Genomic DNA, 14,274 nt, shown 5'->3' on the forward strand with positions numbered 1-14,274 from the left:
CGTCGATCGAGAGCACCTCGAGCGCGAGGTCCGCGAGCGCTGCGAGAGCGGCGCCGTCACGCGGGCCGCCGAGCTCGCCATTCGCGGCGACGGGCCCGAGATCTCGGCTTCCTGACCGCGCTCCTCCGCCCCGAGGAGGACCCCGACGACGTCTTCTCGCTGTGGTGCGAGCGCATCCTGCGCGGGCTGCCGACCTTCGCGTGGGCGTGCTCGCTACGCACCTTCGCCTACACGATCGCGCGGAACGCGGCGAAGAACCACGCCCGCGACAGGCGCGTGCGCCCCTCGCTCGGGACGACGGAGCTGAGCGCGATCGAGCAGCAGGTGTGTGGCCCAGCGGGGCGCCCTGCGCCGCCGCGTCGCCCGCGGTCGAGGGCTCGCGGCATCACCGGTCCCACCGTACGGCCACGCTGCACGCGCCGGGTGACATAGAGAACCGTGACCTCCCCGAACGCGAGCTCCCCCGCACCGCGCCGCGAGCGCATTCCGTCCCATCGCACATTTGTGAACGCACACACACGTCGATGATCACATCGCCTCTGCGCCAGTCGAGCGGGCCGGCGAAGATCGCGATCCTGCGCCCACCCCGCTGAACGCGGCGCTCCGGACGGACCCTCGCTCGACGCGGCGCTCCGAAGGAGACCCGCTCGCCTCGTCCTCCCTCGGGCTCGAGGACAGCCGCAGGCCGGTCGATTGGCATTGACAATTAACATGTTAACGCTCACATTGGCCTGGAGGTGCATCCTTTTGCTTGGGCGATCGACGGCATGTCGCCGGGGTCCGTGGGGCGCCTGAAGGCCCGTGTACATCTGCCCCGTCAGCACCACGGGAGGATGGCAAGATCAAATCAACCTCGCCCGGTCGGCGCCGGGCCGGACGCTGCCGCATCCGGGTCGCGATGAATATTCATAGTATGAATCGGATCGAGGGCGACGCCTCGGGGTCATACTTGTCTACCAGCGACTCGAATCGCGGAGAGACGCGAATGGGGCCCCTCTCTTCGATCGCTCGATGAAATATGGAATCGCTATGAAGACCAAATCGAATTGGGCTGTCACCTGGGCCGCGCTGGGCATGATTGTCGGCGCTTGCGGCGGCTTGAATGACGACGGCAACCTTGGGGGAAGCGGCGGAGCCTCGGCGGCCACAGGAGGGAGCGTGAGCGGCTCGGGCGGCGAGCAGGCGGGCGCCACCGGAGGGTCTCTACCCACGGGGTCGGGTGGCTCACAGAACACGACCGGAGCGTCCGAGCCCTCCGGCTCGGGCGGCGGATCGCCTGCCGGCGGCGGGGAAATGGCGGGCGGGAACGGAGGCTCGGGCGACGGCAGCGGCGGCGGCTTCACCGGCACGTGCACCGAGTCACAGCCGGTTCGCCGAAACGTGTCGGGGAGCGGCCCTCATGAGGTGGTCGTCGAGACGAACCCAGACCCGGGCATCAACCAGGGAACTATCTTCCGTCCGGCGGATCTCGGTGGGGACGCCAAGTATCCGATCTTCGTCTGGGGGCAGGGCGGATGTTCGCGAGACGGGTTCGCGACTGAAGCGGCCATGGCCGAAATTGCCTCGCATGGCTACTTCGTGGTGGCGGACGGGACACCGGGAAACACGGAGCCCAACCGCGAGCTCGGGGGCGGAGGCGACGTGCTGCTCGCCTACGTCGACTGGGTGATCGCTGAGAACGGGAAGCCTTGCAGCGCCTACTACCAGCGTATCGAAACCACGAAGGTCGCCTCGAACGGCTTCTCCTGCGGCGGCTTGATGGCGGCGGGGACCGCCGCAGATCCCAGAATGACGACCTGGGGACACACGAGCAGCGGCTCTTTCTCGGCGAATCAGGCATTCTACAAATCGATTCATACACCCGTGTTGATCGTCACCGGCACCGAGGATAGCCTGGGCGCGGACGAGAACGGCGCGAGAGACTTCGAGAACATCGCCGCCCAGGGTGATATCCCGGTCATGATGTTCGCCAAGGTCGGCGCGGATCATGGGGGCGATCTGTGGGCTCGGAACGGCGGCGAGTTCACTCAGGTCAACCTGGCGTGGCTCAACTGGTGGCTCAAGGGCGACCAATCGGCCACCGGCAAGGGCATGCTCGTCGGCGCGAGCTGCCGCTTCTGCAGCGACAGAAGCTGGAATATCTCTTCTGCCAATCTGCCCTAGAGTGGATCGCCAACCCGCCTTGCTCCGAGGAGCAGGGCGGGTTGACCGACAAGGAGGGCCCCGCAAGCCGTGGCGTGAAGGCGCCCGGTCGATGCGTGGATAAGCTGTTTGTCACGTCGCAGGGTCATGGCGCCCCCCCCGTCGCAGGGTCATGGGGCCAGGGGGCCGCCCCCGCCCTCCACGGGCTGGCCCCATGAGGCTGCAAGCTGCCATGACCGCAAGCGGGACAGGCCGGCGCCAGCAGACGCACGCGCGGCGCGGCTTGTCCTACATCATCGCCTCCTGCTCGCCCAGGCTGCGCCTCGCGCGCTCCTCCTCGCCCAGGCTGCGCCTCGCGCGCTCCGTTGTTCAACCTTGACAGGTGAACAGTACTGCGCAAAGGTTCGACCGGGTATGCCTGCGCCCGCACCCCCTTCGAACGAGGAGACGACAATGCCCATGATCGGACGACAGTGCACACGCGATGGCAGGACGGTCTGCCTTCCGATGAGTCAGACCGGTCTGCCGGTGAATCAAGAGGAGCCCGGGCTCACGCTCGTTTACGGGTGGTCGAGCGAGGAGCGCCGCGCGCAAGGGCTTCCAGCTTCGATCCAAGGAGTCGAGCTCCGCACCGACTCGGGCAAGGTCCTCGCGTTCGACTATTGCCCGTTTTGCGGCGAGAAGTTCGCGGGGAGCGCGAGGAGCGTCCGAGCGACCGTCGCGCGGCGCACCGCTTCGGAAGGCGCCCGCACCGAGTCGCCGCCGGTGGTGGTCGAGCGCGCGCAGCGGGCCGGGCGCGCGATCGAGGTCGCGCCGCCTCCCCCTCCGAGCGCACCGGCGCGCGCGCAAGCGGCGACGGGCTCGACGACGCTGAAGGTGCTTCGCGAGAAGCTCGGCCTCTCGCAGGCCGAGCTCGGCGAAAAGCTCGGCCTCGCGCGCAGCTCGGTCGCCAACTACGAAAACGGACGGTCGCCTCTGTCGCAGCGGCTCCGCAAGTGGGTCGCAAAGCACGAAGCGAAGCTCACCGAAGGGCGAAACGGCGCAGCCGGCCGCAGGAGCGCGGCCGCCTAGGACCGCGTTCCCCGAGCTCGTCCCTGGATCTGCAGCGTGCCCTCCCCGCTGCGACGCGGCCGACCGGGCTCATGAACGGAGCGGTCGTCGCGGAACAGACGCGACGGCCGACCGCGCAGCGCCACCGCCGAGGGAGCTCCTCGAGGGGCGCGCCGTCGAGCTGTTCTCCATGGCCGGGGCGAACAGGGCGCTCGACCACACCCGCCGGGGCAAGGCGCGGCTCCGCACCGTGATGTCCGGGCTGGCTCGCAGGACCCGCCCCGCGCTCGAAACGACGAGTTTCAGCTGAAGTACAGTTGAATCGTCCTCTCCTGCCCGCTCATTTCACGACGACCTTCGCCGTCGTGAACTTGACTGTCCCGCTGTTGGACTGGGCTTCGAGCAACAGCTTGATCTCGTGCAGATTCCCGAGAGGAAGGCCGAACTTTTCCCACTGGGTGAAGTGTTCGGAAACGGAGATGGTGCCGCACGTGCGAGCCGTCCGACGGATGCTGAAATACTGATCGAACGTTTCACTTGAACCAGTGATGGCCGGCTTGTTCACGCGGGTTTTCTTCCACACGTCGTAGGTCTCGCCATCGGCAGTGAGCGTGCCCACCTCGTCCCGCGGCGTGCCGTCGGAAGAAAACCCTCCCGGCTTTTGGCTCCCCCAGTCGTCGAGGATGTAGAACTCGCGCAGCGGGTTGACGGTCCAGCCGTAGATGCCGATGTACGTGAAGCCGCCGTCCTCCTCCGTCTTTGTATGCGCGAACTCCGCCGAGATGGTGCCGATCTGGGTGTGCTTCTGGGTCTGGTTGAAGTCGAGCCCGACGCGCGCCAGGAAATCCTCGACGTCGTTCCATGCCGCGCTGAACGTGGCGTCGACGCCGTGCACGGTCATGCAGCCCGACCCGCCTCCTTCCGCCCAGAGCTCATAACCGTAACCCCTGCCCGCATTGCCTCGGCGGTTCGAACAATACTCCATGCCTCCGGTCAGGGGTGTCGCAGGCGGGCAGGTGTCCGCGCCGCCGCCCGTGGGCCCGCCGCCGCCGCCGCCGTCGCCGGTGGAGCCACCTCCACCCGTCGCTCCGCCCGCACCAGGGAGCCCGCTGCTGCTGCTGCTCGCGCCGCCACTCCCCGTGACGCCTCCAGTAGCGGAGGCAGCGCCCGCGCCCCCGGCGCCTGGTTGGCCACCGCTGCCGCTCCCGCCGGTGGATCCTGCGATCGAGCCGCCGCTCCCGTCTTCGTCCTTCACCTCCCCGGAGCCGGAACAGCCCGCGAAGGCCACGGCAGCGAGGCAAGCGGCGAGGGTACCCAGCGACCAGCGGGACGGAACGAGAACCTTCATGGCTGGAGCATGCCAGAGTCTGCACAGTTTGATCAAGAGAGGCGAACCGTTTGAAGGATAGCTCGTCGTCGGGTTGCCGCATCGGGCAGAAGTTTCCAGAACCGCGCGAAGATTCCCTTCACTTCGTCACGCCCGACCCTGCCGAGTGAGGACCAAGGTCCCCACTCACCTCACGATCGTCGCCGCGGCGCGCCCTCCCGCTGGTGGACCGTTCGACAAGCCTTTCAACGTAGTCATCGAGCAGGCCGCGCAACCGAGCGGCACCTCAGGTCCGGGACCAGCGCGAACAATGGCGAGCATTGGTTATCTTCACTGCTCGCCTGATCGCCTGAAAGCGCCTGACAAGTTGACCGGTGCGGGGGGACGGGGCGAGCAGGAGCCTGCACGGTTGCCGGGAAGCGTGGGGACGGCCACGGCTTTGCCGTGCAGCAGAGGTTGCCCGAAAGATTCCCCAGCGGGAGGGGAGGATCGGTGGTCGCATTCCGCCCCGTTCGATACTACGATGATTTTACTACGATGATGCTCGGATAACAGCGCCCCTCAACGACGCGAGGGGGGAAACGATGGAGCTGCGGGATTACACGCTGGAGAAGGTAGTCTACGACGGCGACGAGACACGGGTATGGCGCGCGGTCCATGTCCCCTCGCGGGCGCGCGTGGCAATCAAGATCCCGGTGGCCGAGGTGCCCAGTCCGCGCGTGATGGGGCGGCTGATCCACGAGCGCAAGGCGCTCATGCAGCTCGCCGAGGTGCCCGGGGTGGCGCGCGCACGGGCGCTGGAGCAGCAGGGCGGCACGGCGGCGCTGGTGCTGGAGGATCCTGGCCTCGGCTCGCTCGATCGCCTGCTCGCCAAGCAGGGGCGCTTGCCGGTCGGGACCGCGCTGCGGCTCGGCCGGCTCCTGTCACGGGTGCTCGAGGGGGTGCATGCCGCTGGCGTGATGCACAAGGACATCAAGCCGCAAAACGTGCTGGTGGACGAGGCGTGCGAGGGGGTCACGCTGCTCGATTTCGGCATCGCCTCGTTCCTGTCCCAAGAGGCGACCGAGGCGAGCATCCCCGAGGCGCTGGAGGGGACGCTGGTCTATATTTCCCCGGAGCAGACGGGGCGCACAGCGCGCGCGCTCGATACGCGCACGGACCTGTACTCGCTGGGGGTGACGCTCTTCGAGGTGATGTCGGGGCGGCTGCCGTTCACGGAGCGCGATCCGCTCTCGCTCGTGCACGCGCACCTGGCCAAGGACCCGCCTCCGCTCGATTCCGTCGCTCCGGAGGTCCCTGGGGCCGTGGCAGCCATCGTGGCGAAGCTCCTGGCCAAGGATCCGGAGCGACGCTACCAGACGGCCCGCGGCGTGGCGGAGGATCTGGAGGAGGCTCTCCGGCAATGGGACGAGCGGGGCGCGGTGGAGCCGTTCGGCCTGGGAAGAAAGGACTTCTCGCGCAAGCTCCGGTTGCCGCAGGTCCTGGTGGGGCGGGAGCGCGACGTCGAGCGGATGGGCGAGTCCTTTGCGCGCGCCGCGCAGGGCGTGACGGAGCTCCTGCTCGTCGGCGGCCCCTCGGGCATCGGCAAGACGGCGCTGGTGCGCACCGTCTACAGGGATATCGCGCAGGCGGGGCGCGGGCTCTTGATCGCGGGCAAGCACGATCAGCTCGCGCGGTCGACGCCGTACGCGGCGCTAGCGCGAGCGTTCGGGGCGCTGATGCGCCAGTGGCTCTCCAGCTCGGAGGCGGTGCTCGAGGCCTGGCAGGCGCGGATCCGGCGCGAGGTCGGGGACAACGCGCGGCTCATCGCGGACGTGGTGCCCGAGCTCGACCTGGTCATGGGCAAGCTGCCGCCGGTGCCGCCGGTGGAGGGCGAGCAGGTGCTCAACCGGCAGAAGCTGACGTGGCTGAATTTCGTGCGAGCCGTCACGGCGCCGAACCCGCCGCTCGTGATGTTCCTGGACGACATGCAGTGGGCCGACAGCGCGACGCTGATCATCCTGCAGACGCTGCTGACGGACGTGGAGCGTAAATCGCTGCTGGTGATCGCGGCGTACCGCGACAACGAGACGCCGCCCGAGCACCCGCTGTGGAAGCTCGTGGAGGCGGCGGAGAAGAGCGAGGCCAAGGTCTCGCGAATGACGGTGGGTCCGCTGTCGGGAGAGCAGGTGCAAACGTGGTGCTCGCGGACGCTGGAGAGCGAGCCCGCGCGGGTGGAGCCGCTGGCACGCGTGCTTTCGCACAAGACCCGCGGAAACCCCTTCTTCCTGGAGCAGTTGCTGCTCTCCCTGCACCGGCAGAAGCAGGTGGTGAGGGACCCGGAGAGCGGGGCGTGGCAGTGGGAGCAATCGTCGCTGGAGAAGGCGGGCGTCACCGATAACGTGGTGGCGCTCTTGACAGACGAGGTGCGCGAGATGCCCGAGCCGACGCAGCAGCTCCTGGGGCTCGCGGCCTGCGCAGGTCACACGTTCCACCTGCAGGACCTGGAGCGGCTCAGCGGGTGGGAGCGCGCCACGGTGACGGGGGCGTTATGGCCGGCGCTGGATGCCGAGCTGGTGGTGCCGGTCGATGGGGCTTACCGCCCCGCGCAGGCGCTCGGAGGCACTGGCGGGGTGGCGCTGGACGCGGCGTACCGGTTCCTGCACGACCGCGTGCAGCAGGCGAGCTACGAGCGGATCTCGCCGGAGCAGCGGGTGCTCGCGCACTTGGAGATCGGCCGGCGGCTCCAGGCGCGTTATCGTGCCGAGGGGGGTACGGCCCAGCAATTCCTGGAGCTCGTGCGGCACCTGAACCTGGGCTCGGCGCGGCTCGAGTCCGTGGAGGAGCGCGAGGCGCTCGCGCGGCTGAACCTGCAGGCCGCGCGCGCCGCGAAGGCGGCAAGCTCGTACCGATTGATGGCCAACCTGCTGGACAGCGCGCAGGCGCTCCTCGGCGAGCGCGCCTGGGAGCAGGAGCGCGAGCTGTCGGCGGAGATCGGGCTGGAGCGCCTGGAGGCCGCCTATCTGTTGCGGGAGTTCGACGACGTCGAGGCGCGGGCGCTCGCCTTGCTGGACAGGTCTCCGCCGGAGGTCGCCTGGCTCTCGGCGCAGGAGATCCGCACGCGCTGCTGTGTCGCCACGGGGCAGTACGCGCGGGGAATCGGGCTCGGGATGGCCGCGCTTGCGAGGCAGGGCATCACGTTCCCCGACACGGATGAGGCGTGTCAGGCAGCGCTCCTGCAGGAGTCCACCGAGCTGGATCAATGGCTCGAGCACGACCCGGACGGGTTTGATCGAATGCAGGTCGATCAGTCGCAGGAGCACCGGCTCATCGACGCCCTGATGACGCAGGCGCAGCTCTGCGCGATTTACGGTGGCCGGCCGATGTTGTATTCGCTCGTCATCGCCCGCATCGTGTCCGAGGCGATACGGCGGGACGCGCTCACGCCGGCTGCCACCTTCATGATCTGCAGCTTCGCCAACGCATGGTCGGTGGCGACGGGCATGTATCGCCGTGTCATGCGCTGGCTCACGCCCGGGGTGCGCGCCGCAGAGCGTGTGGGCTCCCAGATGCTCCCCGAGTGCATCGCGCTCAAGGGGATCTACCTTGTCCACTCGAGGCCCATCGATGAAGCGTCCCTCGTGTACGAGCAAGCCGTCGCAGCCGGCTTGAAGATCGGGTCGTTTCAAGGCACGAGCTGGGGGCTCCTGTCCGACCTGCTCTACTACCGGGTGTGGCGTGGTCTGCCGCTCGGCCAGGTCGATGCGCAGCAAAAGGCTCGCTGGGAGCTGGTGCAGCGCGCAGGGGACGCCGTCGGGCGACACCACTTCGAGCTGGTCGCGTCCTACTGCGAGGTCTTGATGTCTCCTGACGGAGCCAAGCGCCTCCTGGAGGAGGAGCCGTTGCCACGAGGTTCGCGCTCCCTCCTGGCCGATGGGGACAGGTACACCGGAGGGTTCGCTCGTACCCTGGAAGGGTATCTGTTCTGTGCTGTCGGCAAGTGGGAGCGGGCGCTGGCGAGGATGCGGGAGGCGGAGCTGTTCCAGGCAGACATCCTTGGAGTTCCGCCAGTGACGGACATCGCGCTCTTCCTCGCGCTCGCGGCAGCGAAGTGCTGGCCCAGCGCCGCCACGAGCGAGGAACGGGCGCGGCTGCGGCGGCACATCGAGCACGGCCTCGCGCGATTGCGCTGTTTCACCGAAGGCTGCGAGGCCAATTTCCTCCACAAGCTGCGCCTCGGCGAGGCGGAATACGCCCGCGTCCTGGGCAAGCCCGATGAGGCAGCGGCCAAATACGACGAGGCCATCGAGCTGGCGCGCGAGCACCGCTTCCTGCACATCGAGGCCCTGGCAGCCCAGCTCTCCGCCGAGTTTCGACTGGAGACGGGCAAGAGCCACGTCGGGGCGATGTACCTGCGCGAGGCTCACGATGCCTACGCGCGCTGGGGCGCTCACGCCGTGGTCGCCCATCTGCGCGCGAGGTATCCCGCCGTGCTCAAGGTGTCCGTGCACACGTCGACCCCCGAGCGTACGACCGTAACGGCGACCACCACGACCACGGGTGGGTCCACGGGCGCGCATTTCGACGTGAAGACCGCGGTGCGCGCGGCGCAGGCGCTCTCGGTCGAGCTCGACCCGGGGCGCGTGGTGGGCCGGCTGATGGAGCTCACGCTGGAGAACGCGGGGGCGCAGCGCGGCGCCCTGGTGCTCAGCGAAGGGGAAGCGCTCTCGGTCGTTGCTCGGCTATGGGTGGAGGAGACCCGCATCGAGGCGGGGCTGTCGGAGCCTCTCGGGCAGAGCCACGACGTGCCGGTGGCGGTGGTGCAGTATGCGGCCCGCACGGGCGAGCCGGTGGTGATAGGCGACGCGAGGTCCGAGGCGCGCTTCGCCGGCGACCCGTACCTGGCATTGCACGCGGTGCTCTCGCTGCTGGCGCTGCCCTTGACGCACCGGGGCCATGTAGTCGGCGTGCTGTACCTGGAGCACCGCGACGTGCCGTCGGCGTTCCCTCCCGCGCGCGTGGAGCTCTTGTCGGTGCTCGCCTCACAGGCAGCGATCGCCGTCGAGAACGCCGTGCTGTATCGGGACCAGGAGGTCAAGATCCAGGAGCGCACGGCGCAGCTGCGGATCGCCAAGGAGGCTGCCGACCGCGCCAATCGAGCGAAGAGCGATTTCCTCTCGAGCATGAGCCATGAGCTACGCACGCCCCTCAATAGCATCCTGGGTTACGCTCAGTTCCTCATGCGAGCGCCCGAGCTCTCGCCGAAGAGCCGCGAAGGGGTGCAGATCGTGAAGAGATCGGGCGAGCACCTGCTGGCGTTGCTCAACGACCTCCTGGACCTGGCGAAGATCGAGGCCGGCAAGATGGAGCTCGTCCCCCGGACGTTCGACTTCCCCTCCTTCGTGCACAACGTGGTGGACCTCTGCGGCGTGCGCGCCGAACAGAGGGGCATCGCCTTCACCCACGAGGTGCGGGCCCCGGCGCTCGCCGCCGTGCACGCCGACGAGAAGCGCTTGATGCAGGTGCTCCTGAACCTGCTCGGCAACGCCATCAAGTTCACCGAGCGCGGCGCGGTCGCCCTGCTCGTCGACGTGCTGGACGAGGGCGGAGGAGATGGGCAGCGCGAGGTGCGCTTCCGGATCGAGGACACGGGCACCGGCATCGCCCCGGAGCACCTCGCGCGCATCTTCGACCCCTTCGAGCAGGTGGGAGACCAGAGGGTGAAGAGCGAGGGCACCGGGCTCGGCCTCGCCATCAGCAAGAGGATCATCGAGCAGATGGGCGGAACCATCCATGTCGAGAGCGAGATCGGCAAAGGCAGCGCCTTCACGGTGGCGCTCACGCTAGCCGAGGCGCTCCCTCCCGCGGCCGCCGCCGGGGCCCTGGGGTGGGACACGATCACCGGTTATCGCGGCGAGCGCCGCAAGATCCTCGTCGTGGACGACAACCCCGGTAACCGCGCGTTGTTCGGCGATCTGCTGGTCCCCATAGGCTTCGACCTCGTCGAGGCCGACGGCGGCGAAGCCGCGCTGCGGCTGGCGCTGGAGCACAGGCCGGCGCTGATCCTGATGGACCTGGCCATGCCAGGGCTCGACGGCTATGAGACCACGCGTCGCCTGCGGCAGATGCCCGAGCTCGACGGGGTGGTGATCCTGGCCTCGTCGGCGAACGTCACCGCCGCCGAACAGCCGAAGGGGGCCCACGCCGGCTGGGACGACTTCTTGCCCAAACCGGTGCAGGCCGGCCTGCTCTTCGAGAAGATCGGGCGTTCCCTGGGCGTGGAATGGACGCATGAGCCGGCGAGAGCCGCGGCCCGCATGGCGGTGAAGCGGGATAGCGCGCTGGTGCCGCCCTCGGCCGAACAGCTATCGCGGCTATCGTGGCTGGTGGCGTCGGGCCATATCCGGAACGTGCTGGCGGAGGCGGAGCGGATGCAGCAAGACGAGCCGCGACTCGGCCCCTGGCTCGAGCAGCTCCAGACGCTGGCGCGGACCTATCAGCTGCGGAAGCTGCAGGAGTTCGTCGAGGAGCATGCCGCGGTAGGCCGGGCGGTGGCCGGCGAGAGCACCTGACGAGCAACCGACGAGGAGGCGGATCGTATCATGGAAGCCTGGGCGTGGACCCCGTATCAGATCATATTGCCCTCACGGCTTCCCCTGCGGCCGCGGCCAATCGGATTGCTGTCGCCCTGTCGCGCGAGTGATCGGCGTCCATGGGAAATTTCGGTCCGGCTGCCCCGGGGGTTCGCGTGGAAGGTGATGCCGGGTCTCGGTGCGCGTCTCGGTGCGCGGCGCGCCTGGGGCGGTCAGCGATCATGAGCAGAGCCTCCGCGCCCGGTGCTCGTGAGGGCACGATCCTCATCGTGGATGACATGCCCACCAACCTGGCCGTGCTGGTGGATCATCTGGAATCCGCAGGTCATCGGGCGCTCGCCGCTCAGGACGCGGAGGCGGCCTTGAAGCGGGCTGGCCTCATGAGACCCGACCTGATCCTGCTGGACGTGGTGATGCCTGGGATCGACGGCTTCGAGACCTGCCGGCGCCTGAAAGCGGCGGAGAGCACCCGAGACATCCCGGTGATATTCATGACCTGCCTCGGAGAGGTGGCGGACAAGCTCGTGGGGTTCGAGGCGGGGGGCGTCGATTACATCACCAAACCATTCGAGATTGAAGAGGTGCTCGCGCGGATCAAGACGCAACTGATCTTGCGCGAGGCACAAAAGGAGCTCGTGACGAAGAACGCGCAGCTGCAGCGTGCCCATCAGGAGCTGGAACAACGGGTGCGAAGGCGCACGGCCGAGCTGGCGAGCTCGAACGCTGCTCTCAAAGCGGAGAACGCCGAGCGCCGTCGCGCGGAATATGCTCTGCGCGAGAGCCAGCATCTGCTTCAGGCCATCGTCGAGAACTCGACAGCGGTCATCTACGTCAAGGACCTCGAAGGCCGATATTTGATGGTCAACCGCCGCCACGAAGAGTTATTTCATGTGCCCGCGCGGTCGATTATCGGCAAGACCGACTATGACTTTTTTCCCGTGGAGCATGCCAGCGCACTTCGCGCTTTCGACCAGCAGGTGGCGGCGGCCGGGGGGCCGCTGGAGAAGGAAGAGATCGTGCCCCAGGACGATGGGCTCCACACGTACATCGCGATCAAGTGCCCGCTCCTCGACGAGTCGGGCCGGCCGTATGCGGTTTGCGGGATCTCCACGGACATCAGCGAGCGAAAGCGGGCGGAGGCGGAGCGGGAGGTGCTCCTCTCTCGCGAACAGGCGGCGCGGGCGGAGCTCGAGCGCACCGGGCGGCAGAAGGATGAGTTCCTGGCGCTGCTGAGCCACGAGCTACGGACGCCGCTCACCGCGATTCTCGGCTGGTCGCACCTGCTCCGGATCCGCGGCCCCTCGGACGAGATCCTGCGCCGGGCGCTCGGGACGATCGAGCGGAACGCGCGGGCGCAGTCCAAGCTCATCGACGACCTCCTGGACATGTCGCGTATCATCAGCGGGCGGCTGAGCCTCGACGTGGAGGTTGTCGATCTGGCCAAGATGCTCGAAACGCTGCTGAAATCGGCGGAGCCGGCGGCGAAGACGAAGGGGATCCGCCTGGAGCTCAGCGTCGAGTCGACCGGAGAACAGGTCATCGGGGACCCGAATCGCCTCCAGCAGATCGTGCGGAACCTGCTCAGCAACGCGATGAAGTTCACGCGGCAGGGCGGGCAGGTGAAGGTGTCGCTTCGCCGCGAGGGTTCGTACGCGCATCTCGCGGTGAGCGACACGGGGATCGGCATCGATCCGGAGTTCTTGCCGTATATATTCGAGCAATTCAGGCAAGCAGACGCTTCGACCACGCGTGAGCACGGCGGGCTGGGTTTGGGTCTTTCGATCGTGCAGCACCTGGTGGAGCTGCACGGGGGAACGGTGGAGGCGGCCAGCGCAGGGAAGGACCAGGGGGCGAGCTTCACGGTGAAGCTGCCGCTGGAGGCCAAGCATGCCGAGGCTCTGGCCGGAGGAGAGCCGCCCTCAGCGTAGCAACGACGCTACCGCCGCAGGCTGCGGCGTGAAGGCGGTCAGCGTGGCGGCGAAGCGCGCGGGGCGCCGCACGCCGCGGGCATCCATCCACGCGTCCGCCGAGGCGACGAGCGCGCGCGCGTCGGCGAGGGCGAGGACGCGCAAGGCGATCGCCCGGGCGCCGCCGCGCGCTGCGACCGCGAGCGACGCGAGGGCGCGCAGGTAGTGGAGCTCGCCCCGCACCACCGGGATCGCGACCACGCCGGAGCCGATGAGAGGCGGCGTCCCTGCCAGGACGAAGCGCAGGGCCGGGGCCGCGTCGCCCTCGTAGAGCGCGATCCGCCCGCGGGCGAGGACCTCGCGGAAGCGCTGGAGGTGGTCGCGGTGGCGCGGGGAGCCGCCGGATGCGCCCCGCGAGCAACGCGGACAAGGTCGGCGCGGCGCCGCCCGGAGGGCCGCTCTCGCCCGCGAGGCGCGCGAGCTCGGTGATGAAGAGCGGGCTGCGGTGGGCCTCCGCCGCGATCCGCGCCGCCGCGCCGCCTGACGCGCCCGCGCCCGCGAGCAGCGCGCCCGCGAGCGCCACGGCGTCAGCGGGAGGCAGCTCGCCGACGTCGATCTCGTGCACGCGCACGTCCGCCGCGAGGCCTTCGCGCAGCGCCGCGAGCAGCGCGCGGAGGACGGGGCTCGTGGCGGCCTCCTCCACGCGGTACGAGGCGATGATATCGCGGTGGAGCTTGCCCGCCTCGTGCAGGAACGAAAGCCCCTCGGCGATCTCCCGGAAGGCCGCGCGCAGGCGCGCCTCGTCCGGGCCTTCCTCGCCGCGCACGTGCGTGATCACGTCCGTGCCCGAGACGAGCTCCAGGGTGAAGGACCAGCGCGCGTCGTCCCTGTGCAGCTCGTAGAGCCGGACGAGGCGCGGGTGGACGATCCCGGCCAGCGCGCGAAGCTCCTGCTTGAACAGGTAGATGGCCCTGGCGTCCGGGCGCCGCAGCAGCTTGAGCGCGACGAGCGCGCCGCGCTTTCCGTCGAAGGCTTCGTACACGGTGCCGAACCCGCCGCTCCCGAGGCGCCGGAGGATGGCTGGGATCGGTGCCCCTCGCGGGACAAGCAGGGGCTCCTGGGGAAGGAGCATACCGCGGGCGCGCTTCACGAGTCAGGCTCCGCCGGCGCGAACGCGGGCGTGAGGGGGTGTATTCACCCCCGAGGACGTTGTCACCGCTGCGACTGTTATCGCAGTAGCACGCTGAGGCCGCGCGTCTCCGCGCCGCGCACCAAG

General features: G+C 68.8%; 7 protein-coding genes and 1 pseudogene. 5 read left to right on the forward strand and 3 right to left on the reverse strand.

Annotated features, from left to right (window positions below; genetic code table 11):
• Positions 1–159 precede the first annotated feature (159 nt).
• The 3 genes from WMF28_RS30400 to WMF28_RS30410 all read left to right on the forward strand — a co-directional run bounded on the left by WMF28_RS30400 (position 160) and on the right by WMF28_RS30410 (position 3,213).
• Positions 160–432, forward strand: a complete 273-nt coding sequence (locus WMF28_RS30400; RefSeq protein WP_437604324.1) for a hypothetical protein — start codon at positions 160–162, stop codon at positions 430–432.
• A gap of 597 nt (positions 433–1,029) precedes the next feature.
• A complete protein-coding gene (locus tag WMF28_RS30405; RefSeq protein WP_437596859.1) occupies positions 1,030–2,163 on the forward strand; it encodes an alpha/beta hydrolase family protein in 1,134 nt (377 codons plus the stop codon).
• 486 nt (positions 2,164–2,649) lie between these two features.
• Positions 2,650–3,213 carry a helix-turn-helix domain-containing protein gene (locus WMF28_RS30410; RefSeq protein WP_437596860.1) on the forward strand — a complete coding sequence of 188 codons (564 nt, stop codon included), beginning with the start codon at positions 2,650–2,652 and terminating at the stop codon, positions 3,211–3,213.
• Positions 3,214–3,532: 319 nt separating this feature from the next.
• Here the strand turns inward: WMF28_RS30410 and WMF28_RS30415 are convergent, their stop codons facing one another.
• Complete coding sequence (locus WMF28_RS30415; RefSeq protein WP_437604325.1) at positions 3,533–4,540, reverse strand: glycoside hydrolase family 11 protein; 1,008 nt, start codon at positions 4,538–4,540, stop codon at positions 3,533–3,535.
• A gap of 563 nt (positions 4,541–5,103) precedes the next feature.
• Here WMF28_RS30415 and WMF28_RS30420 point away from each other — a divergent pair.
• Both WMF28_RS30420 and WMF28_RS30425 read left to right on the forward strand, forming a co-directional pair.
• Positions 5,104–11,070, forward strand: coding sequence for an AAA family ATPase (locus tag WMF28_RS30420; protein ID WP_437596861.1), 5,967 nt, complete (start codon positions 5,104–5,106; stop codon positions 11,068–11,070).
• Between the two features lie 242 nt (positions 11,071–11,312).
• The gene (locus tag WMF28_RS30425; RefSeq protein ID WP_437596862.1) at positions 11,313–13,019 is read left to right on the forward strand and encodes a hybrid sensor histidine kinase/response regulator; all 1,707 of its coding nucleotides are present in this window, start codon (positions 11,313–11,315) and stop codon (positions 13,017–13,019) included.
• Here WMF28_RS30425 and WMF28_RS30430 read toward each other — a convergent pair.
• Together WMF28_RS30430 and WMF28_RS30435 are read right to left on the reverse strand one after the other, a co-directional pair.
• Positions 13,011–13,259 (reverse strand): hypothetical protein, encoded by a 249-nt coding sequence (locus WMF28_RS30430; protein WP_437604388.1) that lies wholly within the window; start codon positions 13,257–13,259, stop codon positions 13,011–13,013. The genes WMF28_RS30425 and WMF28_RS30430 overlap by 9 nt on opposite strands.
• A 511-nt stretch (positions 13,260–13,770) precedes the next feature.
• Positions 13,771–14,130, reverse strand: a pseudogene (locus WMF28_RS30435) (protein kinase domain-containing protein); the annotation flags it as partial.
• Between the last annotated feature and the right edge of the window lie 144 nt (positions 14,131–14,274).

Source organism: Sorangium sp. So ce590 (genome assembly GCF_051521365.1).
Lineage (GTDB): Bacteria > Myxococcota_A > Polyangia > Polyangiales > Polyangiaceae > Sorangium.

What these genes read in the sequence shown, in the direction of transcription:
- WMF28_RS30405 (WP_437596859.1), top strand. Translation starts at nt 1,030, where the DNA reads ATGAAGACCAAATCGAATTGGGCTGTCACCTGGGCCGCGCTGGGCATG.
- WMF28_RS30415 (WP_437604325.1), bottom strand. Translation starts at nt 4,540, where the DNA reads ATGAAGGTTCTCGTTCCGTCCCGCTGGTCGCTGGGTACCCTCGCCGCT.
- WMF28_RS30425 (WP_437596862.1), top strand. Translation starts at nt 11,313, where the DNA reads ATGAGCAGAGCCTCCGCGCCCGGTGCTCGTGAGGGCACGATCCTCATC.
- WMF28_RS30420 (WP_437596861.1), top strand. Translation starts at nt 5,104, where the DNA reads ATGGAGCTGCGGGATTACACGCTGGAGAAGGTAGTCTACGACGGCGAC.
- WMF28_RS30410 (WP_437596860.1), top strand. Translation starts at nt 2,650, where the DNA reads ATGAGTCAGACCGGTCTGCCGGTGAATCAAGAGGAGCCCGGGCTCACG.